Source organism: Kitasatospora sp. NPDC004723 (genome assembly GCF_040609255.1).
Lineage (GTDB): Bacteria > Actinomycetota > Actinomycetes > Streptomycetales > Streptomycetaceae > Kitasatospora.
Map to the genome: position 1 here is coordinate 1 of NZ_JBEXJT010000019.1, position 26,791 is coordinate 26,791.

Here is a 26,791-nt window from a genome sequence, read left to right on the forward strand (position 1 = left end):
GTTGCCCCCCCCCCGCGGGCCCCGCTCTCCCCCCGGGGGGGTGGCCCGGGGGCCCCGGCCCCCCCCCGGGCGGGCCCCCCCCCGGCCCGGCGCGGCGCCGACGGCGCTCCGGGGGAACCCGGGGGTCAGCGGGCCTGTTCCAGCGCGCGCCGCACCTCAGCCGCCGGGTCGCCCTCGTGGTACGGGCGCTCGCTGTCCTCGATGTGGTCCAGGAACTCCTGGTACCGCAGCGCGTACCCGAGGTGGAACAGCGGAGGGGCCAGCTCCAGCGCCCGCTCCGGCGCGCAGCCCGGCACCCGCTCGCGCCAGGCCCGCGCCCACTCCCCGGCCAGCTGGGCCCACCGCTCCCCGGACACGAACGCCCGGGGCCGCAGCGCGTCGGCCACCGGGTGGCCGAGGCAGGCGTCCGCGAAGTCGAGGACCACCGGCCCGCCGCCGTCCGAGCGCCAGTTGCCCGGGTGGAAGTCGCCGTGCACCACGGTCTCCGGCAGCCCGCAGGCGGCCAGCTCCTCGACCAGCGCGGGCAGCCTCCCGGCCAGCGCCCGGGCGGTGGCGAGCTCCCCGGCCGTCAGCTCCGACCCGGCGGCGAGCCGGTCGAGCAGCCCGGGGACGGCGGCGGCCAGCGCGCGCGGGGTGCGGTCGCGCAGCCCCGCCGCGGCGGCCCGGCCGTCGGCCGCGAGCGCGGCCTGCGCGGCGACCAGCCGCGGCACGACGTCCGCCACCGCAGCCTCCGACGGGCCCCAGCAGTCCTCCCCGGGCACCTCGTCCAGCAGCACCCGCCCCTCGGCCGGGTCGGCGGCGAGCACCACCGGCACCAGCGCCGGGTCGGCGGCGCCGAACAGCGCGATCGCCTCCGCCTCACGAGCGTTGAACGCCGGGTTGACCGCCTTCAGCCAGACCGGGCCGGTGGCCGTCGGCAACCGGAACAGGCCGGACAGGTTCCAGGTGCGGACCTGCCGGGCGCGCCCGGTGACCGGCCGTCCGGCCGCCGCCAGCGCCCGCTCCGCCCAGTCGAGCGCCGCCCGCAGCCCCTGCGGCGTCGCCCAGCCGGCCCGCCGCTCGGCCGGCCCCAGCAGCGCCGCGGTCCCGGCGTCCGCCGGCCGTGCGGCCCGTCCGGCCGGGCGCTCCAGCGCCTCCACGTGGTACACCGGGTGCCCGCCGCGACCGCCCTCCCCGCCGGTCACCGCGACCAGCCGGACCACCGCCACCGGCACCCCGACCTCGCCCGAGACCCGCTCCACCACCGACCCGACCGACGACCACCACGGCTCCCCCACCTCGAAGGGACCCACCGGCCCGAGGTAGTCGCCCCCGTGGGTGAGATGGACACCGACCGTCCGCACATCCGCTTGATTCACCGTCGCAGGTTCCCGCACCCGCCCCACCCGCGCGACCGGTTTTCGGGCCGGGGTCCGGTCGGGGCGGCGGCCCCGTCGGATCACCGCCCCGAGCCGCGTGTTCTGATGGCCCGCATGGCCACACCCCCTGCCCCCGCGACCACGGCGGTCTGCCCCTGCGTGATCTGCGCCACCGAGGAGACGAAGCGCTCCGGCTCGATCCGCTCGCTGCTCCGCCGACCGGGCGGGGCGCCCCGGGTCTCCCGGCGCTGGAAGCGCGCGGCGGGGGACGTCCTGACGCACGGCCACCACGTGGTCGGCGTCGGGGGCGGCGGGTCCGTCCCCGACTGGGCTTTCACGGTGGGCCGCTGGCACACCGGTCGTCTCCCGGAGCTGGCGATGTTCGGGCTGGACGCGTACGGCCAGATGAACTGGCTCAACGAGGCCGTCGCCCGGCTGCGCGAGGGCGCCTCCGCCGAGCCGGACAGCCTGCTCACCGGGGTGATCGACGGCTACCCGCTGCTGGTCAAGCCCGTCGATGCCGGCTGGCACCGGCCGCTGCTCGGCACGGCCGTCGGGTTCTACCGCCGCGCCGCCGTCCCGGTGCTCCAGCTGGTCTGGCCCGACCGGAACCACCGCTGGCCCTGGGACCCGGAGGCCTCCCCCGGCTGCCGGGCGCAGCCTCGGCTCTGGCTGCCGGTCGCCGCCCACCCGGAGGGTGTCTGGACGGAGGAGGCGGCGTCGGCCGAGGCGGACGCCGCCCCCTGAACCCGGCGGACCCCGCCTGCTCTACGGGATGGCCACCGCCGCGCCGGAGACGCGGACGCGTGGGGCCGCCGAGTGCAGGTCGACGTGGAGCACGCCGGGGCGGCCGAGGTCCTCGCCCTGGTGGAGGGTGACGGCGGCCGGGGCGCCGGCGGGGTCGAGGGCGCGCAGGTAGGCGCCGAAGGCGGCGGCCGCCGCGCCGGTGGCCGGGTCCTCGACGACGCCGCCGACCGGGAACGGGTTGCGGACGTGGAAGACGTCGGGGGCGGCGCGCCAGACCAGCTGGAGGGTGACCAGCTCACGGGCGGTCATGAAGGCGGCGAGGCCGTCGAAGTCGTACGCGAGCCGGGCCAGCCGCTCACGGGTGGCGGCGGCCAGCACCAGGTGCCGGGCGCCCGCGTAGGCGCAGCGGGGCGGCAGCGCGGGGTCGAGGTCCTCGGGTGCCCAGCCGAGCAGGGCGAGCGCCTCGGTGACGTCGGCCGCGTCCACCTCGGTGACCTGCGGCTCGACGCTGGTGAGGGTGGCGCGCAGGCCGCCGTCGGGGTCCTCGGCGACCTCGACCGGCACCTCGCCCGCCGCCGTGCGGTAGAGGTAGTGCCCCGGGCCGACCCGCTCGGCCAGCGCCACGGCGGAGGCGACGGTGGCGTGGCCGCAGAACGGCACCTCGGTGAGCGGGCTGAAGTAGCGCACCGCGTAGCCGCCCGCCGGGTCGGGGGTCAGGAAGGCGGTCTCCGAGTAGCCGACCTCGGCGGCGATCGCGAGCATCCGCTCGCCGGACAGGCCGGCCGCGTCGAGCACCACGCCCGCCGGATTGCCGCCCGCCGGGTCGGCGGCGAAGGCGGCGTAGCGCAGGATCTCGGGTGCGCCGGGGGCGGCGTCGTCACTGGTCATGACCGCTCGAACGTGCCCCGTCCGCTCCGTGTTCCCCGTCACCGCAGCACCGCTTCCAGCAGGTCGGTGCCGAGCCGGGCGCTGCCGGCCAGGTCGAGCTGGTAGTGCATGTACCGCCCGCGCCGATGGGTGGTCAGCAGGCCGGCCTTGCGGAGCACCGCCAGGTGCCGGGACACCTCGGGCGCGCTGAGCTGCCAGGCGGCGGCGAGCTCGCCGGTGGTGTGCGGGCCGCGGGCGATGGTGCGGGCGAGCCGGAGCCGGACGGGGTGGGCGAGCGCCTCCAGCCGCTGCTGGACCACCGCGAGCGAGACCGGTTCGGTCCCGCCGCCCTCCTCGGCGACGGGGTACTGCACCACCGGCCGCCAGCCGGGCGCGGAGACCACCAGCAGGTGCGGACGGCCGAACGCGGTCGGGACGAAGGTGACGCCGCCGCCGGCGGTCCCGCTGGTGGTGTTGTCCTGCAGCTTGTCGACGACGATCCGGCGCCGCCCCTCGCCGGTGTCCTCCAGCTGCACCGCGGAGGAGACGGCAGCCAGTGCCTCGGCCGCGCCGTACCGTACCAGCAGGTCGGTCTTGCGGCGGGCGTCGGAGGCCAGTTCGGGCAGCACCCGGCGCCAGGCGTCGGCGAAGAAGGCGTCCGCGCAGTCCTCCAGCAGCCGCCGGACCAGTGCCCGGACGGCGGGCGGGTCGGTGAGCAGCCGGTCGGCGAAGTCGGCCTGCCGGGGGCCGCGGGCCAGGGCCAGGTCGCGGGCCCGCTCCTGTGCGACCGGGTCGGTGAGCGGCGAGGCGAACCGGTGCGCCAGCCGGGAGGCGCCGCAGGTCATCACGAGGGCGGCCCGGACGTACTGCTCGTCGTCGATCCGGTCGACGGCGTCCAGTTCCTCGGCGAGGGTGGCGCCGGGCAGTCCGGGGACCAGGAAGTCGGCGCGCGAGGAGCGCCAGAGGAACTCCGCCTCGCCGAGCCGGTCGGCGAGCGCGGGCGGGACGGTAGCCGTGGTGCTCGCCGCCCAGCCGTGCAGGGCGGGGTGGTGCGCCGGTTCGGCGAGCACGTGCAGCATGGCGCTGAGCTCGGCCAGCGGGGAGGGGGTGAACAGCAGGCGCTCGTCGGGCAGGCCGGTGATGTCGATGGTCAGGCTCACGACTCCGATCCTGTCAGCTGCGACGACGGCACCCGGCACCGATTGGCGGGACTCGTCAATCGACGTGCCCTCCAGGCGGGCGCGGGCCGACGGTACCGGTCATGAACCCGACCCGAACCCCACCGCACCGTTCCCCCGCCCCCTCCCCCGCCCGGTCCCCCGCGCCCTCCCCCGCCCCACCGGAGCCCCGCAGCGGACCGGCCGCCCTGCTCGGCCTGCTCACCGCCGCGGGCGGCCCGCGCTACGCGGCGGCGCTGCTGGTGGACGCCCTCGGCACCGGCCTGCTGCGGCCGTTCCTGCTGCTCTACGGCATCGGCGTGCTCGCCCTGGACGCGGGGACGGCCGGCCTCGCGATGTCCGCGGGGATGGTCGCGGGCCTGCTCGTCCTCCCGCTCACCGGCCGGTGGATCGACCGGGGCGCCCGCAGCCGGCCGGCGGCGGCGACCCTGCTGGTGCGGGCGGCCGGGGCGGTGACACTGCTGCTGTCCGACGGCACGCCGGGGTTCGTGGCGGCGGCCGTGCTGCTCGGGGTGGGCAGCCAGTCCTGGCCCGCCACCCACGCGGCCGTCGTCACGACGCTCACCGAGGGCCGCACCCGGGACGCCGCGCTGGCGGCCGGGCGGACGCTGCGCAACGCCGGACTGGGCGCGGGCGCGCTGCTGGCCACCCTCGCGGTGGCGGGCGGACCGGGGACGCTGCGGCTGCTCGCCGGGGTGACCGCCGTCGGGTGCCTGCTGTCGGCGGCGCTGGTGCACTCGCTGCGGGTGTCCGCGCCCCGGACGCCGTCGGCCCCTGCCGCGTCCGGGAGCCCTGCCGCGTCCGAGGGCCCTGCGGGCACCGGGCCCGCCGGGAGCCCGGCGCTGCGCCGGATCACCCTGCTCAGCGTGGCCAACCTGCCCTTCGCCTTCTCCTTCGACGTCCTGGAGGTGGCCCTGCCGGCGCTGCTGGTACTGCACCTGCAGGCCTCCGCCGCCTGGTCCTCGGGCATCTTCGTGGGCAACACCGTGCTGGTGATCACCCTCCAGCTGGCCGTGGTGCTCCGCCTCGCCCACCGCTCCCGGCACACCCTGCTGGCCCTCGGCGGCACCGCGCTCGCCCTCTCCTACCTGGGCTTCTGGGCGGCCTCCGGGATCGGCGGCACCGCCGGGGCGTCCGCCGTGGCGGTGGTGTCGGTGCTCTTCACCCTCGGCGAGATCCTCTACTCCGGCTCGGGCACCGCCCTGGTCGCCGCGAGCGCGCCGCCGCACCTGCTCGGCCGCGCCCTGGCCCGCTGGGAGCTGTCGATGGGCGTCGGCCGCGCGCTCGCCCCGGCCGTCCTCACCGCCCTGCTCGCCGCCGGGCCCGGCGTCCTGTGGCCGTCCCTCGCCGCCGTCACCCTCCTCGCCGCGGCCGCCGTCGCCCGCCTCCGCCCGGCCGGCTGAGGACCGGCGCTGCGGCCCGGGGTGCGGACCGGGGCGCGGCCCGGGGTGCGGGCGGGCCCCCGGTCACCGATCCTGGGCGGCGAGGCACGCGCGCGCACGCGCACGGCTCCGGTCGTGAGGAAGGACACCGCATGAGCGCCCTCGACTTCGAGGTCATCGACAGCCCGGACAGCTCGCTCGACAAGACCTCCGTGCTGGTCACCGGGCCGCAGGACGCGCTGCTGGTGGACGCCGGGTTCACCCGGTCCGACGGGCGGCGGCTGGCGGAGCGGGTGACGGCGAGCGGGAAGCGGCTGACCACGGTGTTCGTCAGCCACGGCGACCCGGACTTCTACTTCGGCGCCCAGGAGCTGCAGGACGTCTTCCCACAGGCCCGGTTCCTGGCCACCGCGTCGACGGTCGAGCACATCCAGGAGACCTTCGACGCCAAGAAGCGGGCCTGGGCGCACCTGGGGCCGGAGCTGCCGACCCGGTTGGTGCGCCCGGAGGTGCTGCACGGCGACGAGCTGGTCTTCGAGGGGCACCGCTTCGAGCTGCGCGGCGCGGACTTCCACCTGCCGGACCGGCACTACCTGTGGCAGCACCACCACCGCGCGGTGCTCGGCGGCGTGCTGCTGTTCCAGGGGCTGCACGTGTGGACGGCGGACACGCCGACGCCGGAGCAGCGGGCCGCCTGGATCGACCTGCTGGACGGCATGGCGGCGCTGGAGCCGGCGTTCGTGGTGGCCGGGCACCGCACGGACGGCGCGCCGACCGACACCTCGTCGATCGACCACACCCGCGACTACCTGCGGGCCTTCGAGACGGAGATCGGCCGGGCACCGGACGCGGCGGCGGCCAGGGCGGCGCTGGAGCGGCGCTTCCCGGAGCTGGGCATGCCGCTGGCGGTCGACCTCGGGACGAAGGTCGCCAAGGGCGAGCTGAGCTGGGGCTGAGCGCGATGATCGAGATCCCGAGGTCCGAGGCCGCCTTCGCGGAGTCCGACGCCCCGGCCGACGTGGTCCGCCGCCAGTACCTGGCCTCGGCGCGCGGCGATCTGGGGGCGCTGCGGAGCACGCTCGCCGACGACGTGGAGTGGACCGAGATGGCGGGTTTCCCGCTGGGCGGCACCTATCGCACGCCGAAGGGCGTCACCGGCGGGGTGATGGAGCGGCTGGCCGCCGAGTGGGAGGACTGGACGGCGCACGACGACCGGTACGTGGTGGCCGGGGAGGAGGTGGTGGTGCTGGGCCGGTACACGGCGGTGCACAAGGCCACCCGCCGACCGCTGGCGGTGCGGGTGGTGCACCACTTCACGGTGCGCGGCGGGCGGATCGTGCGGTTCGAGCAGTTCACCGACACCGCGCTGGTCCGGGACGCGATGACACCCTGACACGCCCTGACGCCCTGACGCCCTGCCCAGCGCGTCACCCGTTCGGGGGAGCCCGCGCGGCGCGCCGGACGCGCTCTCGACAGCTCCCCCGGCCGGCGGCAGGCTGTCCGTGATTTCCGCCGGAGAACGAGGAGTTCACCATGAGCACGGACAGCAGCGGCACCGACGGCGGCGGGCGGCAGCGCCCCTTCGTGATCGTCGGCGCCTCCCTCGGCGGCGCCAAGGCCGCGCAGGCGCTGCGCGAGGCCGGGTACACCGGTGGCATCGTGCTGATCGGCGACGAACACGAGCGCCCGTACGAGCGCCCGCCGCTCTCCAAGGGCTACCTGCTCGGCAAGACCGACCGGGAGAAGATCTACGTCCATCCGCCGCAGTGGTACGCCGAGCACGACGTGACGCTGCGGCTGGGCACGCCGGTGGTCGCGATCGACCCGGCCGCGCACACGGTGACGCTCGCCGACGACGGGCGGGTGGAGTACGCGAAGCTGCTGCTGACCACCGGCTCGGTACCGCGCCGGCTGCCGGTGCCCGGGGCGGAGCAGGAGGGCGTGCACTACCTGCGGCGGGTGGAGGACAGCGAGCGGATCCGCGGGGCGTTCCGCGAGGGCGCCCGGGTGGTGGTGGTCGGCGCGGGCTGGATCGGGCTGGAGACCGCCGCCGCGGCGCGGACGGCGGGCGCCGAGGTGACGGTGCTGGAGGCGGCCGAACTGCCGCTGCTGCGGGTGCTGGGCCACGAGGTGGCGCAGGTCTTCGCCGACCTGCACCGTGACCACGGGGTGGACCTGCGCTTCGGCGTGCAGGTCACCGAGCTGACCGGCGAGGGCGGCCGGGTGACCGGCGTCCGGCTGGCGGACGGAACGACGGTGGCGGCGGACGCGGTGGTGGTGGGCATCGGCATCGCCCCGACCACCGCGCTCGCCGAGGCGGCCGGCCTGACGGTCGACAACGGCATCAAGACCGACGAGCACCTGCGCACCTCCGACCCCGACATCCACGCGGCCGGCGACGTCGCCAACGCCTACCACCCCCTCTTCGGCCGCCACCTGCGCGTCGAGCACTGGGCCAACGCCCTCAACCAGCCGCAGACCGCCGCCCGGGCGATGCTCGGCGAGGACGCGGTGTACGACCGTGTCCCCTACTTCTTCACGGATCAGTTCGACCTCGGCATGGAGTACACCGGCTACGTCGAACCCGGCGGCTACGACCGCGTGGTGTTCCGCGGTGACCCGGCCGCCCGCGAGTTCATCGCCTTCTGGCTCTCCGGGGGCCGGGTCCTGGCCGGCATGAACGTCAACGTCTGGGACGTCACCGACCCGATCCGCGAACTGGTCCGCTCCGGCCGCCCGGTGGACGTGAAGGCCCTCGCCGACCCGGCCGTCCCCCTCACCGATCTCTGAGCGGCCCGGGTACGCCGAACGGCCCGCTCCCGGAAGGCTGTTTCCGGGAGCGGGCCGTTCTGATTCGCGGTGGTCGGGTGTCAGGCGACCGGCGGGAACGCCTCGGCGTCCGGCTTCAGCAGCTGGCCGGCGGCCGGGGCCTTCTGGTTCACCAGGTAGTCGGTGACCAGCTTGCCCAGCTCCTTGCTGCGGCCGACGGCGCAGTGCTCGACTACGTCGACCGAGACCAGCACCGCGTTGCCCAGCTGGCGCTGCATGCGCTGGGAGAAGGTGTAGTTGGTGGCCGGGTCGTAGAGGTTGCCGACGACCATCACCGGGGCGGCGGTCTTCTTGTTCCACGGACCGGTGAAGCGCTCGGCGTCGCGGGCCGGGGCCGGCCAGCTGGAGCAGGTCGGGCCGTCGAAGGCCTGGTAGCGGCCGAAGGTCGGCGACTCCTTCTCCCAGGCCTTGGCCAGGTTGACGAAGGTCCACGGGTTGGACGGGTACGGCTTGTCCTGGCAGTTGACGCCGTAGTAGGAGTCGTCGGCCGAGTACGCGGTCTCCGGCAGGGCCTCGCGCAGCGCGTTCGGCACCTCCGTCGCGAGCACCTTGGCGTCCTCGACGACGGCCGGGTCGGCCGGCGCGACCGGGGCCAGGCCCTGGGCGGCGGCGGCCGGGGCGTTGACGACCGAGTAGAGCGCCTGGAGGGACTTGGCCAGCGGCGCCTGGCGGCTCTGCGCGTACAGGGCGTTGGCGACCTGGCCGGTGAAGCTGGAGAGGGTGACCTGGGTGCCGTCCGGCAGGGTGGCTGGGCCGGTGCGCAGGCGGTCGCGGAGGGAGTCGAACTTGGTGCGGGTGTCACCGTCGCCGAAGGCGCAGCGCGGGGCGCCCGCGGTCTGGCAGCGCTTGAGGTACTCAGCGAGGGCGACCTCGAAGCCGGTGGCGCGCTGGCGGTCGTACTCGATGCCGTTGTGCATCCGCAGGTTGGGGTCGACGTTGCCGTCGACGATCAGCGCGCGGACCTTGTCCGGGTACATGCCGGCGTAGGTGGCGCCGATCAGGGTGCCGTAGGAGAAGCCGACGAAGTTCAGCTTGGTGTCGCCGACGGCGCGGCGCATCCGGTCGAGGTCGCGGACCACGTTGATGGTCGACATGTGCTCGATGAGCGGGCCGGCGTTGCGCGAGCAGGCGTCGCTGTAGTCCTCGGTGGCGTCGATGGTCTGGGCTATCTCCGCCTTGGTCACCGGGACGCCGACCATCCGGTCGTTGACGCCGGCGGCCTCCTCGTCGGTGGTGAAGCACTTGAGCGGGTTGCTGCGCTCCACGCCGCGCGGGTCGAAGCCGATCTGGTCGAAGCGGTCCTGGACGTCCTTGCCGAAGCGGGTGGTGGTCGCCCACATGTAGCCGCTGCCGCCCGGCCCGCCGGGGTTGATGAAGAGCGAGCCGATCCGCTTGGCCGGGTCGCTCGCGCGGCGGCGCATCATCGCGATGCCGGTGGTCTCGCCGTTGGGGTGGTCGTAGTCGAGCGGCACCTGGTAGACGGCGCAGTCGTAGATCTTCGGGTCCGGCTGGCTCGGATCGGGATTGCACGGCTTCCAGTCGACCGGTGCCACCTTGGCCTCGGGCGCCGGGCCGGCGGACGGGGCGGCGACGGCCGCCGCGGCCGAGCCGGCGACGAGGGCGAGGGCACTGGTGACCGCCAGTGCCGCGCTGGTGATACGGGACACGAAACCTCCTCCGGTTCTGCAAACCCGCACAGCCTGTCAGTACTCGATCAGCAGGGGAAGACGTGTGCGACGGGAGATTCTTGCGGGATCGGCCCGAGGGGGCGTCAATCCGTGGTTCCAGCGGCTGATTGACGGGAAACAGTGCGGTCGATGGCTGAAGATCATCATTCACCGTATGCTCTGGCAGGCTGTCATGCGCCTCAGCAGGCCTCAGCAGGCCTCGGCGAGCGCCCCGGTGGTGACCGGCGTCCGCCACGGGCGGTCGCGCTCGGCCCGGCGCACGGCCGGGCCCATGGCGCAGCCGGCGGCCAGGAAGAGCCCGCCGAGCAGCAGCCAGCCAGGGCCGCCGCCGTCCAGCAGCAGCGTGGTCAGCAGCAGCGGTCCGGCCGTGCGGGCCACCGCCACGCCGGTGCCGAAGAAGCCCTGGTACTGGCCGAGCCGGTCGGCCGGGGCGAGGTCGAAGCCGATCTGCCAGGACCCGGCGGACTGCTTCATCTCGCCGACCACCTGGAGCACCGCCCCGGCCACCAGCAGAGCCGCCGTCACCCAGAGCGGGGCCGTCGCGGCGGACAGCGCGAAGACCGCGCAGGAGGCGAGCAGCACCGCCCCGGCCTGCCGGACGGTCCGGGCGGCCGAGCGCAGTCCGGTGACGGCACGGGCGGTGCGGACCTGGAAGAGCGTCACGCCGAGGGTGTTGAGCACGAACAGGCCCGAACCGAGCCAGCCGAGCTGCGGGGCCCGGTCCGCGATCCACAGCGGGATCACCAGGCTGAGCAGCGGCATCCGCAGCAGCAGGACGGTGTTGACCAGCGCCACGAGCACGTAGCGACGGTCCGCCAGTACCGCGAACCCGCCGTCCCGGGCCGGGCGGCCCTGGCCGGTCCGCGCGGTGGCCGGGGTCGACACGGGCGCCGACCCGGGCGCCGACCCGGGCACGACGGGCAGCCGCAGCAGGAGCAGACCCGTCGTCAGGAAGCCCAGGGCGGTGAGTGCGAACGCGGCGAGGAAGGCGCCCCTGGTCCCGACCGTCAGCGCGACGCCGCCGAGCGCGGCGCCCACCGCCAGCCCGGCGTTGAGGGTGGCCTGCAGCCGGGCCAGCGCCGCCGTCCGCTCCCCCTCCGGGACCAGCCCGCCGACCAGCGCCTGCCGGGCCGCGCCCAGCCCGGACTGGGCGGTCGCGTAGAGGCAGGCGGCGGCCAGGAACGGCAGGAAGGAGCGGACCGTCAGGAAGGAGGCCACCACCACCGCCGTGCCGAGGGCGAGCGCCGCCGCCGTGCCGCGCGGTCCGCGCCGGTCGGCGAGGTGGCCGAGCGGCACCCCGGCGAGCGAGCCGATCGCCCAGGCCACCGCGAGGCCGAGGCCGAGCCGGGTGGGCGAGAGGCCGACGATCCGGGTGAAGTACAGCGCCGAGCTGGTGTAGTACGCGCCGTCGCCGATCGCGCTCACCAACTGCGCGATGGCGAGCGTGCGTCGGGCCGGGGAGGCGGGGCGGAGACGGAACGGCACGGTACTCCCTGGGTGGTGGCGGGCGGCGTGGGACCCTCAGTCTCGAACACCGGCGGACCGTCCGACAGGGCCAGTGATCATCGATGATCTTGGGCCACTTCGGTCCCTCGGGGCGCCCGGGCGACCCCCGGCGCCCGCCGGTGCCCCCGTCCGCCCCCTCGGCCGGACGCGCGCCCCCGGGGCGCGGACCGCCGGACGAATCCACCCCGCGCCGTGCCCGGCGCGGCCCGCGCCCTCCGTGTCCGTCCCGTCCGACGTCCGCTCAGCTGTCCGATCCCCTCCCCCGGCTGTCCGATCCCGCCCCGGAAAGCCGTGTTGACCGGCCAGTAGGGCCCTCCTATGCTCATCCGCGTTCTCGTTCGCGATCGTGGACACGACCAAGACGTGCACGCCCCGCGAGCGCCGTCCGGCACCGCGGCGGGAGCGTCGCGGCTCCCGTCCGGCGGAAGCCGGCACCCGGCGAGAAGGGCTCTCCCATCAGCACCTCCACCGCGCCCCCGGGCGACCCGGGCCCCGCCGCCGAGCAGCGGGCCGCGGCCACGGACCGCCGCCGCTTCCTGACGTACCTGCTCGCCGCGCCGACCCTCACCGTCGCCGCCCGGGCCGGCCTCGACGCCGCCGCGCCCGCCACCGCCCGGGCCGCCGGGGCGGCGGTACCCGCGCGGCCGTCCGCCGCCCCGGCCCCGCTGCTCGGGCTGCCCGGCATCCCGGACATCGTCGACCTCGGCCAGGCGCTCCAGCTCGCCGGGCTGCCCACCTCGCACCTGCTCGTCCTGGAGATCACCGCCGCCGGCCGCGCCGTCCTCCACCTGCCCCGGCTGGAGGTCGGGCAGGGCCTCACCACCACGGTCGCGATGATGGTGGCCGAGGAGCTCGACGCCCGCCTCGCCGACGTCGAGGTCCCGCTCTCCGACAGCCGTCCCGACCTGCTCTTCAACCAGCTCACCGGCGCCTCCAACTCGGTCCGCACGCTGTACGACCCGGTGCGCGCCGTGGCCGCCGCCGCCCGGGCCCGGCTGGTCACCGCGGCCGCCCGGCGCTGGTCGCTGCCGGCCGACACCCTGCGCACCGCCGACTCCGCCGTACTCGCCCCCGACGGCCGCCGGGCCGGCTACGGCGAACTCGCCGCCGCGGCCGCCGGTATCGCGGTGCCCGCCGTCCCCGCCACCCCCAAGCCCGCCGAGCAGCGCCGGGTGATCGGCCGCCCCACCGGCCGGATCGACGCCCGCGACATCGTCACCGGCCGCGCCCAGTACGCCGGCGACCTCGCCGTGCCCGGCGCCGTGCCGACCGTGGTCGCCCGCCCCACCACCATCAACGGCACCCTGGCCACCCTGGACGCCTCCGCCGCCCGCGCGATGCCCGGCGTGCTCGCCGTGGTGACGGTCCCGACCGGGGTCGCCGTCCTCGCCGAAACGTTCGACCAGGCGCTCAGGGCCCGCGACGCGCTGCGCACCAGCTGGCATCCCGGCCCGGTCGCCGCGCTCTCCGACGCCGACATCCGGCAGCGGCTGCGCGGCGCGCACGCCCCGTTCCTGGTGCCCCCGCTGCTCACCCAGTACGTGGACGGCGAGTTCGACTTCGCCTTCGTCAACCACGCGCCGATGGAGGTGCTGACGGCGATCGCCGACGTCCGTGCGAACCGCGCCGAGCTCTGGTTCGCCGCGCAGACCCCGATCGTCGCGCAGCAGACCATCGCCGCCGCACTCGGCCTGCCGCAGGACGCGGTGACCGTGCACGTGGTGCGCGGCGGCGGATCGTTCGGCCGCCGGCTGTTCTACGACGCCGCGCTGGAGGCCGCGTTGATCTCCCGCGCGGCCGGCCGCCCGGTCAAGCTGATGTGGACCCGCAACGACGACATGCGGCACGGCCGGATGCGCCCCGCCACCCACCACCGCATCCGCGCCACCTACGGCCTCGGCCAGGTACTCAGCTACGAGCACCGCGCCGCCACCGTGACGACCGACTTCGGCCACGGCCTCGGCGAGGCGCTCACCGCCGCCGGCTTCCAGCTGGAGGTCGCCGGGCTCTCCGTCGCCCAGGCGTTCTTCCTGCTCAGCCAGAGCAACCCGTACGACGTCGGCGTCCCCACCCAGGTGCTCGCCGAGGTGCCGCTGAGGATCCCGACCGGCAGCTGGCGCTCCGTCTACTCCGGCACCGTACGGGTGGCCGACGAGATCATGACCGACGAGCTCGCCCGCCGCTTCGGCCAGGACCCGGTGGCCTTCCGCCGCGCCCGGCTGCGCGACCCGGCCGGGCGGGCCGTGCTCGACACGGTCGCCCGGGCCGGCCGGTGGGGCCGCGCCATGCCGGCCGGCCAGGCCCAGGGCATCGGCTACCACGCCGAGAACGGCGGCCGCACCGCCTACCTGGTCGAACTCGACGCCTCGGAACCCACCCAGCCCCGGGTCACCAAGGCGGTGATCGCCGCCGACCTCGGCACGGTGATCAACCCGACCGGCCTGGAGGCCCAGCTGACCGGCGCGCTGATCGACGGCATCTCGGTGATCCTGCAGGCCGGCAACCACATCGACCACGGCGCCGTCCGCGAGGGCAGCTACGGCGACTTCCACTACGCGCGGCAGAAGCACAGCCCGCCGGTGGTCGAGATCCACCTGCTGCCGCCGAGCGGACCGCCGGGCGGCGCGGGCGAACTCGGCGTCCCGGCGGCCTCCGCCGCGGTGGCCAACGCCTACGCCCGGGCGACCGGCACCGGCCCGCGCTCCTTCCCGATCAACTTCTGACAGCCGGACGGGCATCCCCGCCCGCCGACCCCGCCCGCCGACCCCGAGGAACCCGCCCTCCCATGCCCAGCCACACCTTCGTCCTCAACGGCCGGCCGATCACCGTCGAGGCACCGGACGACATGCCGCTGCTCTGGGTGCTGCGCGACAAGCTCGGCGTCACCGGTCCCAAGTACGGCTGCGGGGTCGGCGTCTGCCGCGCCTGCACCAGCCACCTGGACGGCGAGGAGATCCAGCCCTGCATCGTGCCGGTCAAGGACTGCGCGGACCGCCGGGTCACCACCATCGAGGGCCTCGCCGACGGCGACACCCTGCACCCCGTCCAGGAGGTCTGGCTGGAGTGCGACGTCGCCCAGTGCGGCTTCTGCCAGCCCGGCCAGATCATGACGGCGGTCGCCCTGCTGCGCCGCAACCCGGCGCCGACCGACGCCGACATCGACCGGATCCAGAACATCTGCCGCTGCGGCAGCTACCCGCGGATCCGCGAGGCCATCAAGCGGGCCGCCGCCCGCACCGCCGCCGCGGGCGGCCGAGCGGCCGACCGCGCGGGTGGCTGAACCACCGGGTCAGGACTGGTCCCAGGCATCGACGGTCAGCAGCGCGTCCGGCGGGCAGGCGGCCACCCGCTCGGGGTGCGGCTCGCACGACGGGTGGCCGGCGTCGAACACCGAGCCGTCGGCCAGCAGCGGCAGGACCTCCTCGGCCCGGACGACGTAACGCAGCGGGTAGCCGTCGAACCGCAGCTGTTCGGCCCGTCCCGCCGCGGCCAGCGCCGCGATCCAGTCGAGACCGTCGAGGCCGCTCTCCCACTGGGCGAGTACCTCGCCCTTGCCGTCCCCCACGGCCGGAGCCGTGACCACGAACCACCAACCGAGCATGCGACGCCTCCCCCCGCGGTGCTCCGCGCACCACGGGGGGAGGCTACGCCACGGGTCCGTCAGGGGACGAGCACCAGCCGGATCGGGTTGCCCTTCTTCTGCTCCAGGGCCTCGACCGCCTCGGCGGCCTCGGCCAGCGGGAAGGTGCCGCTGACCGAGCGGGAGAACTCCAGCCGGCCGCCGCGGACCAGGTCGACCAGGTCGACCACGTCCTTGCCCTCCGAGCCGTAGTGGCCGCGGATCTGCTGGCGCAGGTAGCTGACCAGGGTGCCGTTGGTGATCGTCAGCGGCTGGTTGGTCAGGCCCACCAGCACCAGGCGGCCCTGCTCACCGAGCGCGGCCATCGCCTGCTCGCGGACCGGGGCCACCCCGGCGAAGTCGAACGCGGCGGCCAGCGGGCGGCCCCGGGTCGCGGCGCGCAGCCGGTCGGCGAACTCCGGGTCGCCCGGGTCGAGGGCGGCGTCGGCGCCGAAGGCGAGCGCCCGCTCACGGGCGGCGGGCAGCGGGTCGACCGCCACGATCGGGTGGGCGCCGATGCCGCGCAGCAGCTGGACGCCGTGGGCGCCGAGCCCGCCCACGCCCCAGACGCCGACGGCCTCGGCCGGGCGGACGGCGCCGGTGCCGGTGATCGCGGCCCACGGGGTGGAGACCGCGTCCGGGATGAAGCAGGCCTGCTCGAACGGCAGCTCGTCGGGGATCGGCACCAGGGTCTCCACGGTGGCCAGGGCGTACTCGGCCCAGCCGCCGTCGTAGTCGACGCCCCGGGTGAGGACGACGCCGTCCCGGGACTCCCCGGCCTGGAGCAGCACCCGGTCGCCGACGGCGGCCGTGGTGACGCCCTCGCCCAGGACGTGCACGGTGCCCGCGACCTCGTGGCCGAGGGTGACCTTGTCGCCCCGCAGGTGCAGCGGCTTGAGCATGCCCTCGATCAGGTGAACGTCGGAGAGGCAGACGCCGGCGGCGCCGACCTTGATGAGGACCTGGCCCGGCCCCGGCGTGGGCACGGGCACCTCCTCGACGGCGAAGGCGCCCTTCGCGACGTCGAGCCGGCCGGCGAGCATCGTGGCGGTCATCCCGGTTCCCTTTCGCAGGGGGTGGCGCGGTCGGCGGGCCGCACCATCCGAACTTACTTGTTGTTCAACAAGCAAGTTCCACCCTAGCATGGTGGTATGTCCACGCACGCTTCCCCGACGGAGTCCTCCCCCGCACCGGCCGACCGGCCCGAGCCGCCGCGCCGCACCCAGGCCGAGCGCCGCGCGCGCGCCGAGCACGCGCTGCTCGCCGCCGCCGCACGCCTGGTCGCCGAGCACGGCAGCGCCGGGGTGACCCTCGCCCGGGTCGGCGAGGAGGCCGGCTTCAGCCGGGGCCTGGCCTCGCACTACTTCGGCTCCAAGGGCGCCCTGCTGGCCCGGCTCCAGGAGGAGGCGCTCGCCGAGGCGATGGCCGCCGCCGCGCCGGAGCGCAGCGGCGCGGGCGCCGTGCGGGAGCTGTGCGCCTTCACCCAGGCCTGCCTCGACGGGGTGCGCCACCCGACCGACCTCGGCCGGGCCTTCGTGGTGCTGGGCGCCGAGGCGCTCGCCGGATCCTCCGAACTCACCGACGCCGTAGCCAGGTTGGACGCCCGGATGCGCACCTGGGTGGCCGAGGTGGTCCGCCAGGGCGCGGCCGACGGCGAGGTGCGGGCGGAGGTCGACCCGGACGCGGCCGCCACGGCGGTGGTCGGGCTGCTCAAGGGCCTGATCGTCCAGGCCGCCACCGCCCCCGGGACCCTCGCCCTCGACCGCGCCACCGCCGAGGCCCAGCGCTGGATCCGCCTCGCCCTCACCTCCGCCTGACCCGCCCCCCGACGGACGACGGCCGGCAGAAAGCGGCCTACGGGCGACGGTCCGTGAGACGCCCCTAGCCGCCGACAACCCGCCCCACCTAGGGTGATCCGACGTCACGACCGTTGACCCGAGGGGTGGATGACGATGATCCGGCGCCGTTCGCTGCTGACCGCCGCGGGGCTGGGAGGCGTGGCGCTCGCGCTGCCGGCCTCGGCCGTCGGGGCCGCGCCCGGGCCCGGCGGCGCCCCGGCGCCGATCGACCTTCCGGCACCGACCGTGGGGCACCCGGTCGGCACGGTGTCGCTGCACCTGGTCGACGAGGGCCGGCAGGACCCGTTCGCCCCCACGCCGCGGCCGCGCGAGCTGATGGTGCAGCTCTGGTACCCCGCGGCGGGCGCCGCCGGGCGCCCGCGTGCGCCGTACGCCACGGCGCGGGTGGCGGAGGTGATGGAGCAGGACTCCTTCCTGGACCCGGGCACCCTCACCCGGATGCGCCCCACGGCGCGGCTCGGTGCGCCGGCGCTCCCGGGCGCGCTGCCGTTGCTGCTGCTCGGCCACGGCCGGAAGGGCGGGCGCAGCAACTGCACCGCACTGGCGGAGGACTTGGCGGCGCACGGCTATCTGGTCGCCTCGCTCGACCACACCTACGACGCGGCCGCCGTCGAGTTCCCGGACGGCCGGGTGGTGCGCAGCGTGCTGGAGGACGAGCCGGCCGACTGGGACGCAGCCGAGCAGAAGGAGGTCTCCGCCCGGGTGGCCGACCTCCGCTTCGTCACCACGGAGTTGACCACCGGCGGGTCGGCGCTCCGGCCCCCGGGGCTGCCGTGCGCCGACCCGCGCCGGATCGGCGTGTTCGGCCACTCGATGGGCGGTGCGGCCGCCGCCGAGGCCGTGCGGCAGGACCGCCGGTTCGCGGCCGGGCTCGACATGGACGGCGGCTTCTTCGGCTCGCCGGTGGCGGACGAGGGACTGGACCGGCCGTTCCTGCTGCTCACCGCCCTGGCGGAGCACGACACCTGGCGGCGCTGGCGCTCCCACCAGCAGGGCTGGGGAAGGCAGTTGCGGCAGCGCGACTCCGGTCACCTCAGCTTCACCGACCGGCCGTACTCGGCCGGGCCGGGCCACGCCGCCGACCGCATGTCGCCGGAGCTCTACTCCGCGCTGTTCGGCACCATCGCCCCGGCCCGCTCCACCGCGCTGGCCCGCGCCTACGTGCGCGCGCACTTCGACCGGTTCCTGCGCGGGCGCCCGTCGCCGCTGCTGGACGCGCCCTCGCCGCGCCACCCGGAGATCTCCTTCGTCTGGAGCCGCGGCTGAGCCGCCTCCCGCACTACGCGCCGGCCTCCGGGTCGCGGCCGAAGAAGCCGGCGAGCCGGTCGTACACCGGCGCGTCGTCGGCGACCGCGACCTCCGGTCCGAAGGCGTGCCGCTCCTCCTCGCTCCCCCGGTACTCCGGCCGCAGCGCGCCGCGCCCCCAGGCGAGCGAGGCCTCGGCGACCTCGTGGTCCAGCCCCGCCGTGGACTGGCCGGTGGCGCGGGCCAGGTCCCAGGCGTGCACGGCGAACTCGGCGATCTGCTGGTCCACCGGGAAGCGGGCCGGCAGCTCGCCGACGCCGGGGACCTCGATGACGCCGTCGAGGTCCCCGGCCTCGCGCCAGGCGGCCACCAGCCGCTCGGCGCCGGCCTCGAAGGGGTGCAGCCAGTCCTCCTCGACCCGCTCGAAGGGCTCCGACCAGTCGGGCGCGCCGCCCTCCGCCCGGACGGTGAACTGCCGCAGGTCGTGCAGCAGATGGCCGACCAGCTGCCCGACGTCCCAGGAGCGGCAGGCGGTCGGGTGGCCGGCCTGCTCGACCCCGGCTCCGTCGATCAGGCCGGCGGTCTGCGCGAGGGCCCGGGCGAGCAGCTCGATCGGGTCTTCCACTCCGGTCATGACGCACCTCTCCGTCGTCGGGGCCGCACCGGCCCCTCACTCGGGACCCGGGCGCCGGCGCACGCCGCGGACGCGCGCCCGCACCCGTGGTCGGACCGGCCGATCGTAAACGCGGGCACCGGCAACCGGCCCGGAGCAACACCCCGAGCCGGCCGCCGGCCGCTGGGTCAGGCGGCGAAGCCGCCGTCCACCGCGATCTCCGCGCCGGTGATGTAGCGGCCCTCCGCGCCCGCCAGGTGCGCGACGGTCGCGGCGACGTCGGCCGGGCGCCCGAAGCCGCCGAGCGCGGTGAAGCCGGCCTGGAACCCGGCCGACGGCCCGTCGGCCGGGTTCATGTCGGTGTCGATCGGGCCGGGGTGGACCACGTTGACGGTGATCCCGCGCGGGCCCAGCTCGCGGGCCAGCGCCTTGGTGAGCCCGATCACGGCGGCCTTGCTGGTCGCGTAGAGGCTGCCGCCGGGGAAGGCGGCCCGCTTGGCCATGCAGCTGCCGACGGTCACGATCCGGCCGCCCTCGGCCAGGTGGGCGACGGCGGCCCGGGCGTACAGGTACGGCGCGCGGACGTTGACGTCCAGCACCCGGTCGACGTCGGCCGGACCGGTCTCCTCGATCGGGGCGACGAAGCCCGCCCCGGCGTTGTTGACCAGGATGTCGAGCCGTCCGAACCGCTCGGCGACCGCCTCGACGACGGCGCTCACCTCCTGCGGGTCCGCACTGTCGGCCCGGACCGCCCAGCCGCGCCGGCCCATCGCGGTGATCTTGGCCGCGACCGCCTCGGCCCGTTCGGCGCTGCCCAGGTAGGTCACCGCCACGTCGGCACCGTCCTCGGCGAGCCGCAGTGCCACGGCCTCCCCGATGCCGCGGCTGCCGCCGGTCACCAGGGCCACCTTGCCGTCGAGCTTCGCGAGCGTGGTCGTCGTCATATCGTCAGAACTCCTCAAGTCGTTCGCGGACATGACTCGATCCTCGGCCCGCGCCGCGCCTGAGTCCGGCGGTATTCGGACGCCGCGTTCAACGTTCAACCACCACCGGTCGGCGCACCTTCGGACGGCCCACGGCAACGGCCCACGACAAGCCGTGCGGCCACCCCTGGGGCAAGGGGTGGCCGCACGGGACCCCGGGCAGGGGGTGCCGGGGAGTACCGATCGCTCGGTGGAACGGGGGACGGCGGACGGTGTCAGAAGGACAGGGTCTGGCCGGGGAAGATCAGGTTCGGGTTGGCGCCGATCGCCTTGATGTTGCGGGCGTGCAGCCCGGCCGGGTCGAGGCCGAACTTGGCCGCGATGCCGCTCAGCGTGTCGCCGCTCTTGACGGTGTAGCCGCCGCTCGTGGGGTTCTTCTCGGGCGCGGCGGGCGCGGCAGCGGGGGCCGCGGGCTTCGCTGCGCCCTGGGAGGGGGCCTGGGACGGGGTGCCCGGCGCCTTGCGGGAGGTCGGCTTCTGGCCCTGGGCCGGCGCCTTGGCGGGGGCCTTGGCGGGGGCCTTGGCGGGGGCCTGCTTGGCCGGGGCCTGCTTGGCCGGCTGCTGCGCCGGGGCGGGCGCGTCGGACGTGTCGGGCGCGTCGACGACGGCCGGCGCGCCGCCCCGGCTGAGGCCCGCCTTCGCCGAGCAGACCGGCCAGGCGCCCGGGCCCTGCTTGGCGAGGACCTTCTCCGCGACCGAGATCTGCTGCTCCCGGCTCGCCTGGTGGGCCTGCGGGGCGTACGCGGTGCCGCCGTACGAACGCCAGGTGGACGGGGTGAACTGGAGCCCGCCGTAGAAGCCGTTGCCGGTGCTGATGCCCCAGTTGCCGCCGCTCTCGCACCGGGCGACGGCGTCCCAGGACGAGGCGGGGGCGGCAGCGGCCGAGGTGGCCGTGACGAGGCCAGCCACCGGCAGCGCCACGGCGGCGCCCGCCACGACAGCGAGCCGGACCCGGTTGCGCCTGGCCGTGCCGTTGGTGCCGGTGGTGGTGCTGTCGACGGTGCTGGAAGCGGCGGTCTCGTGACGGGGATTCATGGAATTCCTCTCGACAAGCCCCGGGCAGGCGTGCGGAACCAGGCCCCTGCCGGGGCCGGCTGTCGCTCCCTCACTCGGTGGGCGGCCGAGCACGCGTCCGACGTGCCGTGCCGCCCCGGCCACCCTCCGCTCGCCGACGGCCTGCGCGAGCCGGCCGCGTCGACGGGCACCGCCCTCGCGCCGGTGGTCAGTCGGCGGGCCGTGCATCGGGGGTGAACCCGGGTGGTGCTCGTTGCACCGCCAACGAAGCTAAGGGCGCCCACCGGGCGGCACAAGCAATTCTTGGACGCCGCAGGTCAGTTGACTGTTACCGGCGGTATCGATCATGTAACCGACCGGGAAACGACCGGCTTTGACCGGATTTCCCGACCCAAACGGTCGTTTTCCGTGCCGTCACTCACACCCGGCCGGCCCCCGCGCCACCCGCGTCATCGACAAATCGCTACGGTCATCTGACGCGCCGTCATCGCACCAATCGGAGTTCCCGATTCCACCCGCCGGCGATGTGGCGTTCACCACTCCAGCTACGGTGAGTGAGCAAAAAATCGCTCAGCGCATGGCACACGACCCGTCCGCGCACGGACCGAACGGGCCGTCAACCCACCGTTGCCCCCGGGCCCGGCACCGACGCGGACCCCCGGCGCCTCGGCTCAGCCGACGCCGTCCAGCCCCGCGTCCCGGGCCAGCAGCGCCGCCTGCACCCGGTTGTCGCACCCCAGCTTGGCCAGGATCCGGCTGACGTACGTCTTCACCGTCGCCTCGCTCATGTGGATCCGGGCGCCGGCGTCCGCGTTGGACAGCCCCTCCCCGAGCAGCGCCAGGACCTCCAGCTCCCGCTCGGTCAGCACCTCCAGCCGCTGCCGGGCCCGCGCCCCGCGGGCCGCGGCCGGCCCGGCCTGTCCGCCCGCCAGCGAGTCCACGATGTGCCGGGTCGCGGCCGGCGACAGGAAGGCGTGCCCGGTGGCCGCCGCCCGGACGGCCTGGATCAGCTCACCCGGCGCGGTGTCCTTCAACAGGAAGCCCGCACCGCCGTCGCTCACGGCGCGCAGCACGTTCTCGCGCTCCCCGAAGGTGGTGAGGATCAGCGCCCGCGCGCCGGGGGCGACCCTCGGCAGCTCGGCGAGCGCCGTCAGCCCGTCCATCACCGGCATCTGGATGTCCAGCAGGACGACGTCCACCCGGTGCGCCCGGGCCAGCTCCAGCGCCTGCCGGCCGTCGGCGGCCTCCGCCACCACGTCGATGTCGGCGGCGGAGGACAGGATCATCCTGATCCCGGCCCGGATGAGCGGCTCGTCATCGGCGACGAGGACTCGGATCACTGCTGGCCATCCCCTTAGTACTGGTCCTGACAGCGCGCCACCGCACCCGCCGGCGGCACCGGGGACCATCCTCACACCCGCGCCGGTCAGCTGTTCACCCGGTAGTGCTGCTTGTCGACCAGCACCCCGTCCTTGAAGCAGAACCGGTAGGCGGGCTGCTCGTTCCAGCCGCCCGACGAGTCCTCGGCGAGGAAGTAGCGGCAGACCGACCCGACCGGCGGGGTGGGGCCGGTGCCCCGCAGGTTCTGGGTGAAGAAGTCGCTGCCGGGCGGCAGCTGCCGGGTGACCTCCTCCTCCGGGGCACCGAGCCGCACCGCCTCGTACGCCGCCTGCGACATCGTGGAGTCCTCGGCGGAGCGGATGAAGCCGATGACGCCCCAGACCAGCAGGCCGAGGACGGCCAGCAGTACCGCCGCGGCACCGACCGCGCAGCCGAGCGCCGGGCTCCGGCGCTTCGCCGGCGCGGCGCCGACCGGCGGCACGCCGTCGAGCGCCCAGGCAGGCGCCCCCGCCGCGCCCGCCGCTCCGTCCGCCCCCCACGTGCCGTCCGCTCCGGCGCCCGCGGCCGGGCTCCCGGTGTCGGCCGGATTCTCCGCGCCCTCGTAGGGCAGCACCGCCGCCAGCCGGAACCCCGCCTCCGCCGTCGGTCCGGCGTGCACCATGCCGCCGACCAGCCGGGCCCGCTCCCGCAGACCGGTCAGCCCCTGGCCCCCGCTGACCGCCGGCACGGCGCCGCCGGAGCGCACGCCCACCGGCTCGGGCGCCGCCGGGTTCACCACCTCCACCACCAGCGCGTCCGGCTCGTACCGGAGCGCGACCGTGATCGGCGCGCCGGGGGCGTGCTTGTGCGCATTGGTGAGCGCTTCCTGAACGACCCGGTACGCCGCGTGACCGGCAACCGCGGTCAGCGGACGGCGCTCGCCCTCCCGCGCCAGGGCGACCACGGTGCCGGCCGCCCGGGAGGAGGAGACCAGCCCCTCGATCCCCTCCACCCCGCCCGTCCCGGCGCCCCCGGCCCCGGCCTCCGCCGCCGGCGAGCCGCCGACCGCCGCCCCGGCACCCGGCCCGGACGGCGCCGCCGTCGACTCGTCGTGCAGCACCCCCACCACCTCGCGCAGCTCGCGCATCGCGGTGACGGCCGCCATCCGCAGCACCCCGACCGCCTCGCGCTGCCGGTCGGTGAGCGTCCGGTCGACCTCCAGCGCCCCCGTGTGCACCGAGATCAGGGCCAGCTGGTGGCCCAGGCTGTCGTGCATGTCCTGGGCGATCCGGTGCCGCTCGCGCAGCCGCGCCTGGTGCGCGACCATGGCGTGCTCGCGCAGCAACTGCTCGTTGCGCTCGCGCAGCGCGTCCATCAGCTCCCGGCGCTGCGCCCGGTAGCGGCCCCAGAGCGCGGGCAGCACCGCGAACAGCAGGTAGCCGCCCAGCGAGAACCCGATGACGAGCTTGGCCGGCAGCTCCCCGGCGTCCTTCACCACGCCCAGGACCGTCATCAGCACCCAGCCGACGACGAAGGACCCGACCAGCACCCCGACCCGGCGCACCCGGGCGCCGGCCGACCAGCCGACGCAGACCGTCAGCGGCAACGGCCCGCCACCGAACCCGCTGGCCGCCGCGGTGAGCACCAGCACGGTCGCGGGCAAGCCGCGGCGCAGCAGGAAGAGGACGGCGACCGCCACTCCCATCACCAGCTCGAATCCGGAGCGGGAGGCCACCTCGATCAGCGCGGCGACCCCACCAAGCAGGAGCGCCCCCACCCCTTCACGGAGCACGGTCCCGAACCGCCAGGGCCCGGGCAGCGCCGTCCGTACCGCCTTCGACCAGGCTCTCGCTATGACGTCCACGCGTCGAGGCTAGCCAAGCGCTCGTGCCCGGCACCGCCACCGTTCGTCGCGGCCGGGGCCGACGAAAGTCGCTCGGCCGCGGCCCCCGGGGTCCTCGCCCCGGCTCACCGGTAGGCGGTGAGCAGCAGCGCGATGTCGTCCACCCGGTGCGTCGAGCCGAGCTCGTACAGCACCCGCTCGGCCAGCCCGTCCGGCCCCTCCGCCGCCAGCCACCCGGCGTCCGGGCCCGCCAGGGCGGCACACAGCCGCTCCACGCCCTCGTCGATCGCCACGGCCGGGTCCTCCACCAGCCCGTCCGTGTACAGCGCGAGCACCGAGCCGGGCTCCAGGGTCAGCGGGCTGACCGGGTACGCGGCGGCCCTGTCCACCCCGAGCAGCGGTCCGCCCGGCACCTCCAGCGCCTCCGTCCGCCCGTCCGGGTGCCGCAGCACCGGCGGCACGTGGCCGGCCCGGGCGACCAGGGCGGTGCCCTCCGCGGGAGTGAGCCGGACCAGGCAGCAGCTGGCGAGCAGCCCGGGGTCGAGGTCCAGCAGCTGCTGATTGGTGCGGGCCAGCACCTCGTCCGGCGGGTGGCCGCCGGTGGTGAAGGCGCGGACGGCGCTGCGCAGCTGGCCCATGGTGGCGGCCGCGCCGACGCTGTGGCCCTCGACGTCCCCGATCACCAGGCAGAGGTCCCGGCCGGTGACCACGGCGTCGTACCAGTCACCGCCGATCTCCATGCCCTGGGTGCCGGGCAGGTAGCGGGCCGCGATCCCGACCCGCTCCACGCGCGGCAGCCGGTGCGGGAGCAGCGCCTGCTGGAGGCCGCGGGCCAGGGTGAACTCGGCGTCGTACAGCCGGGCACGCTCCAGCGCCTGGGCGATGAAGCCGGCCAGCGCGGTGAGCAGGCCGCGCTCCTCCAGGGTGAAGACGCGGGGCCGGTCGAAGCCGAGGATGAAGCTGCCGACCGGGTGGCCGGAGGCGATCAGCGGCAGGAACGCCCACGCCCCCATGTCGTCCAGGGTGAGGTCGGGGTAGGCGGCGGCCAGCTCGTCGACGGACTCGAAGAAGATCGGGGTACCGGTGCTGAGGGTCTCGGCGCCGGGCACCCGGGCGCCGATCGGGATGCCCTCGAAGCGGTCGAGGAAGCCCTCGGGGTAGCCGCTCTGCGAGACCAGGTGCAGCCGCTTCTCCCGGACGGCGTAGACCGCGAGCTCCTGTCCGCCGAGCGCCGGCAGGATCTCGTCGGCCACCGCCCGGAACACCTCGCGGGCGGTGACCGCCTCGCTCAGCGCGCTGGCCAGCTGGAGCAGGTGGTACATGGCGCCGAGGCCGGTCCAGGTGCCGGGCGGGGCGGGTTCGGCCGGTGCGACGGCGCTGCCCGGGGGCGGTTCGGCGGCGACCACCCGGCCGGTGACGCCGTGCGCGTCGGGGTAGAGCGAGAACGCCAGCCAGTTGTCCGGCGGGCGCAGCGCGAGGAACGCGGTGGGCTGCTGGGAGAGCAGCGCGGCCCGGTAGCGGTTCTCGTACACCGGGTCGGAGAGCCAGGTCAGCACCTGCCAGGGGTGGTGGCCGACCAGGTCCTCGCGGCGGGCCTGGAGCAGCAGCTCGACGCTGTGGTTGGCGTAGGTGATCCGGCCGTCCGGGTCGAGCGAGAAGACGCCCTCGCGCAGGCGCTCGACCGCGGCGGCCGCGGCGGTGCCGGTGCGGGTGTCGAGGACGGCGCCGACCAGCCGGCCCCAGGTGTGCGGGCCGTTGTGCGGCGCGCGGGCCCAGAGTTCGACGGGATAGGGGTGGCCGTCGCGGTCCAGCACCCGTACCCGGGCGGCGAGCACCCGGTCCCCGTCGAGGGCACCGCGCACGGCGGCCCGGAACTCGGGCAGGTCGCCGGGGGCGATCCGGGCGGACAGGGTGTCGGCCCGGCCGTCGAAGTCGCCGGGGGCGAGGCCGAAGATCTCGCAGAACTGGTCGTCGGCGGTCACCGCGCCGGCCAGCACGTCCCAGTCGAACAGGCCCACCCGGGTGGTGGGCGCGGACGGCGGGGTGAGTTCGACGACCGTGGTGTCGCCGTTCGGCTCCACCACGTGGCCGTCCGCCTCCAGCGCGGCCAGCCCGTCGGCCAGCCGGTCGGCCACCGCGCGCAGATGGCGGCGCGCGCCCTCGGGCACGCCGTCGCCCGAGGCCGGCCACAGCACGCCCAGCACCCCGTACGTCTCGCCGCCCGCCCGGACCGGCACCCAGGCGGAGGCGAAGTCGTACGGCAGGCCGAGGGCGAGCTGCGGGAAGCGGCGCATGGTGTCCTCGGTGTCGGCGAGCAGCACCGTGCGGCCGGTGCGGTAGCCGACCGCGACCGGCAGCGGCCCGGCGGCGGCGATCCGCCGGAACGGGGCGAGGACCGACAGCGGCACGCCCGCGACGGCGCACAGCACCAGCGAGCGGCGGTCGCGCGAGCGCAGGTGGAGGGTCGCGCCGTGGGCGTCGGTGCCGCCGAGCACCGTGCGCACGGCGGAGGTCAGCAGGGCGTCCCGGTCGCGGACCGCCTGCTCGTCCGGGGACGGCCCGGCGTGCGGGCGCAGGCGGTGCGGACCGGGTCCCACCGCCCGGGCACCGCCGCCGCTCGGTCGCGGACCGGGCGGGTCCGCCGGCACACCCTCGCGCATCCTCTCTTGCTACGCCGGGCCCCGGGGGCTGTCAAGGCGAGCCCCACCCGCCCCGGGGTGCCCGCCGGGCCCGGCTGCGCC

At 76.0% G+C, this 26,791-nt stretch carries 22 protein-coding genes; 9 read left to right on the plus strand and 13 right to left on the minus strand.

Translation table 11 applies throughout. The annotated features are described in order from the left end of the window. Positions 1 to 125 precede the first annotated feature (125 nt). Positions 126 to 1,358: an aminoglycoside phosphotransferase family protein gene (locus ABZW10_RS19710; RefSeq protein ID WP_355367130.1), complete on the minus strand. Its 1,233-nt coding sequence runs from the start codon at positions 1,356 to 1,358 to the stop codon at positions 126 to 128. A 114-nt stretch (positions 1,359 to 1,472) separates the two neighbouring features. Between ABZW10_RS19710 and ABZW10_RS19715 the strand changes: the two genes are divergently transcribed. Then, on the plus strand, positions 1,473 to 2,105 hold the full coding sequence (locus ABZW10_RS19715; RefSeq protein ID WP_355367133.1) for a DUF4262 domain-containing protein: 633 nt from the start codon (positions 1,473 to 1,475) through the stop codon (positions 2,103 to 2,105). Positions 2,106 to 2,126: 21 nt separating this feature from the next. Here ABZW10_RS19715 and ABZW10_RS19720 read toward each other — a convergent pair whose 3' ends face one another. Next, positions 2,127 to 2,993, minus strand: a complete 867-nt coding sequence (locus ABZW10_RS19720) for a PhzF family phenazine biosynthesis isomerase (protein ID WP_355367136.1) — start codon at positions 2,991 to 2,993, stop codon at positions 2,127 to 2,129. 38 nt (positions 2,994 to 3,031) lie between these two features. After that, positions 3,032 to 4,132: a DUF5937 family protein gene (locus ABZW10_RS19725; protein ID WP_355367138.1), complete on the minus strand. Its 1,101-nt coding sequence runs from the start codon at positions 4,130 to 4,132 to the stop codon at positions 3,032 to 3,034. 101 nt (positions 4,133 to 4,233) lie between these two features. Between ABZW10_RS19725 and ABZW10_RS19730 the strand changes: the two genes are divergently transcribed. The 4 genes from ABZW10_RS19730 (at position 4,234) to ABZW10_RS19745 (ending at position 8,322) form a co-directional block, all read left to right on the plus strand. Beyond that, the gene (locus ABZW10_RS19730; RefSeq protein WP_355367141.1) at positions 4,234 to 5,553 is read left to right on the plus strand and encodes an MFS transporter; all 1,320 of its coding nucleotides are present in this window, start codon (positions 4,234 to 4,236) and stop codon (positions 5,551 to 5,553) included. Between the two features lie 131 nt (positions 5,554 to 5,684). After that, positions 5,685 to 6,488: an MBL fold metallo-hydrolase gene (locus tag ABZW10_RS19735; protein ID WP_355367144.1), complete on the plus strand. Its 804-nt coding sequence runs from the start codon at positions 5,685 to 5,687 to the stop codon at positions 6,486 to 6,488. 5 nt (positions 6,489 to 6,493) lie between these two features. After that, the gene (locus ABZW10_RS19740; protein WP_355367147.1) at positions 6,494 to 6,925 is read left to right on the plus strand and encodes a nuclear transport factor 2 family protein; all 432 of its coding nucleotides are present in this window, start codon (positions 6,494 to 6,496) and stop codon (positions 6,923 to 6,925) included. Between the two features lie 140 nt (positions 6,926 to 7,065). Then, a complete protein-coding gene (locus ABZW10_RS19745; RefSeq protein ID WP_355367150.1) occupies positions 7,066 to 8,322 on the plus strand; it encodes an FAD-dependent oxidoreductase in 1,257 nt (418 codons plus the stop codon). A gap of 80 nt (positions 8,323 to 8,402) precedes the next feature. Here the strand turns inward: ABZW10_RS19745 and ABZW10_RS19750 are convergent, their stop codons facing one another. Next, complete coding sequence (locus tag ABZW10_RS19750; RefSeq protein ID WP_355367153.1) at positions 8,403 to 10,028, minus strand: alpha/beta fold hydrolase; 1,626 nt, start codon at positions 10,026 to 10,028, stop codon at positions 8,403 to 8,405. A gap of 210 nt (positions 10,029 to 10,238) precedes the next feature. Further along, positions 10,239 to 11,534 carry an MFS transporter gene (locus ABZW10_RS19755; protein WP_355367156.1) on the minus strand — a complete coding sequence of 432 codons (1,296 nt, stop codon included), beginning with the start codon at positions 11,532 to 11,534 and terminating at the stop codon, positions 10,239 to 10,241. Positions 11,535 to 11,674: 140 nt separating this feature from the next. Here ABZW10_RS19755 and ABZW10_RS19760 point away from each other — a divergent pair, with 140 nt between their 5' ends. Then, a complete protein-coding gene (locus ABZW10_RS19760; protein WP_355367159.1) occupies positions 11,675 to 14,278 on the plus strand; it encodes a molybdopterin cofactor-binding domain-containing protein in 2,604 nt (867 codons plus the stop codon). Positions 14,279 to 14,340: 62 nt separating this feature from the next. Then, positions 14,341 to 14,835, plus strand: coding sequence for a (2Fe-2S)-binding protein (locus ABZW10_RS19765; protein ID WP_355367162.1), 495 nt, complete (start codon positions 14,341 to 14,343; stop codon positions 14,833 to 14,835). Between the two features lie 9 nt (positions 14,836 to 14,844). Here ABZW10_RS19765 and ABZW10_RS19770 read toward each other — a convergent pair whose 3' ends face one another. Both ABZW10_RS19770 and ABZW10_RS19775 read right to left on the minus strand, forming a co-directional pair. Beyond that, on the minus strand, positions 14,845 to 15,156 hold the full coding sequence (locus ABZW10_RS19770) for a hypothetical protein (protein WP_355367165.1): 312 nt from the start codon (positions 15,154 to 15,156) through the stop codon (positions 14,845 to 14,847). 59 nt (positions 15,157 to 15,215) lie between these two features. Then, positions 15,216 to 16,229, minus strand: coding sequence for a zinc-binding dehydrogenase (locus ABZW10_RS19775; RefSeq protein ID WP_355367168.1), 1,014 nt, complete (start codon positions 16,227 to 16,229; stop codon positions 15,216 to 15,218). A 96-nt stretch (positions 16,230 to 16,325) separates the two neighbouring features. Here ABZW10_RS19775 and ABZW10_RS19780 point away from each other — a divergent pair, with 96 nt between their 5' ends. Then, on the plus strand, positions 16,326 to 16,991 hold the full coding sequence (locus ABZW10_RS19780; RefSeq protein ID WP_355367171.1) for a TetR/AcrR family transcriptional regulator: 666 nt from the start codon (positions 16,326 to 16,328) through the stop codon (positions 16,989 to 16,991). Positions 16,992 to 17,120: 129 nt separating this feature from the next. Then, a complete protein-coding gene (locus ABZW10_RS19785; protein WP_355367174.1) occupies positions 17,121 to 18,299 on the plus strand; it encodes an alpha/beta hydrolase in 1,179 nt (392 codons plus the stop codon). 13 nt (positions 18,300 to 18,312) lie between these two features. On the opposite strand, the gene ABZW10_RS19790 is transcribed toward ABZW10_RS19785, so the two are convergent. The 6 genes from ABZW10_RS19790 to ABZW10_RS19815 form a co-directional block, all read right to left on the minus strand. Further along, a complete protein-coding gene (locus ABZW10_RS19790; protein ID WP_355367177.1) occupies positions 18,313 to 18,912 on the minus strand; it encodes a TIGR03086 family metal-binding protein in 600 nt (199 codons plus the stop codon). A gap of 167 nt (positions 18,913 to 19,079) precedes the next feature. Then, the gene (locus ABZW10_RS19795; RefSeq protein ID WP_355367180.1) at positions 19,080 to 19,835 is read right to left on the minus strand and encodes a 3-oxoacyl-ACP reductase family protein; all 756 of its coding nucleotides are present in this window, start codon (positions 19,833 to 19,835) and stop codon (positions 19,080 to 19,082) included. Positions 19,836 to 20,089: 254 nt separating this feature from the next. Beyond that, the gene (locus ABZW10_RS19800) at positions 20,090 to 20,908 is read right to left on the minus strand and encodes a transglycosylase family protein (RefSeq protein ID WP_355367183.1); all 819 of its coding nucleotides are present in this window, start codon (positions 20,906 to 20,908) and stop codon (positions 20,090 to 20,092) included. 650 nt (positions 20,909 to 21,558) lie between these two features. Next, the gene (locus tag ABZW10_RS19805; RefSeq protein WP_355367186.1) at positions 21,559 to 22,227 is read right to left on the minus strand and encodes a response regulator transcription factor; all 669 of its coding nucleotides are present in this window, start codon (positions 22,225 to 22,227) and stop codon (positions 21,559 to 21,561) included. An 86-nt stretch (positions 22,228 to 22,313) separates the two neighbouring features. Continuing rightward, complete coding sequence (locus ABZW10_RS19810) at positions 22,314 to 24,071, minus strand: histidine kinase (RefSeq protein WP_355367189.1); 1,758 nt, start codon at positions 24,069 to 24,071, stop codon at positions 22,314 to 22,316. 104 nt (positions 24,072 to 24,175) lie between these two features. Continuing rightward, positions 24,176 to 26,710, minus strand: coding sequence for a SpoIIE family protein phosphatase (locus ABZW10_RS19815; RefSeq protein ID WP_355367192.1), 2,535 nt, complete (start codon positions 26,708 to 26,710; stop codon positions 24,176 to 24,178). Positions 26,711 to 26,791 lie beyond the last annotated feature (81 nt).

Coding starts and splice junctions, on each gene's coding strand:
- ABZW10_RS19775 (WP_355367168.1), bottom strand. CDS start 16,229: ATGACCGCCACGATGCTCGCCGGCCGGCTCGACGTCGCGAAGGGCGCC.
- ABZW10_RS19790 (WP_355367177.1), bottom strand. CDS start 18,912: ATGACCGGAGTGGAAGACCCGATCGAGCTGCTCGCCCGGGCCCTCGCG.
- ABZW10_RS19800 (WP_355367183.1), bottom strand. CDS start 20,908: ATGAATCCCCGTCACGAGACCGCCGCTTCCAGCACCGTCGACAGCACC.
- ABZW10_RS19745 (WP_355367150.1), top strand. CDS start 7,066: ATGAGCACGGACAGCAGCGGCACCGACGGCGGCGGGCGGCAGCGCCCC.
- ABZW10_RS19715 (WP_355367133.1), top strand. CDS start 1,473: ATGGCCACACCCCCTGCCCCCGCGACCACGGCGGTCTGCCCCTGCGTG.
- ABZW10_RS19770 (WP_355367165.1), bottom strand. CDS start 15,156: ATGCTCGGTTGGTGGTTCGTGGTCACGGCTCCGGCCGTGGGGGACGGC.
- ABZW10_RS19765 (WP_355367162.1), top strand. CDS start 14,341: ATGCCCAGCCACACCTTCGTCCTCAACGGCCGGCCGATCACCGTCGAG.
- ABZW10_RS19730 (WP_355367141.1), top strand. CDS start 4,234: ATGAACCCGACCCGAACCCCACCGCACCGTTCCCCCGCCCCCTCCCCC.
- ABZW10_RS19815 (WP_355367192.1), bottom strand. CDS start 26,710: ATGCGCGAGGGTGTGCCGGCGGACCCGCCCGGTCCGCGACCGAGCGGC.
- ABZW10_RS19785 (WP_355367174.1), top strand. CDS start 17,121: ATGACGATGATCCGGCGCCGTTCGCTGCTGACCGCCGCGGGGCTGGGA.
- ABZW10_RS19735 (WP_355367144.1), top strand. CDS start 5,685: ATGAGCGCCCTCGACTTCGAGGTCATCGACAGCCCGGACAGCTCGCTC.
- ABZW10_RS19780 (WP_355367171.1), top strand. CDS start 16,326: ATGTCCACGCACGCTTCCCCGACGGAGTCCTCCCCCGCACCGGCCGAC.
- ABZW10_RS19720 (WP_355367136.1), bottom strand. CDS start 2,993: ATGACCAGTGACGACGCCGCCCCCGGCGCACCCGAGATCCTGCGCTAC.
- ABZW10_RS19740 (WP_355367147.1), top strand. CDS start 6,494: ATGATCGAGATCCCGAGGTCCGAGGCCGCCTTCGCGGAGTCCGACGCC.
- ABZW10_RS19795 (WP_355367180.1), bottom strand. CDS start 19,835: ATGACGACGACCACGCTCGCGAAGCTCGACGGCAAGGTGGCCCTGGTG.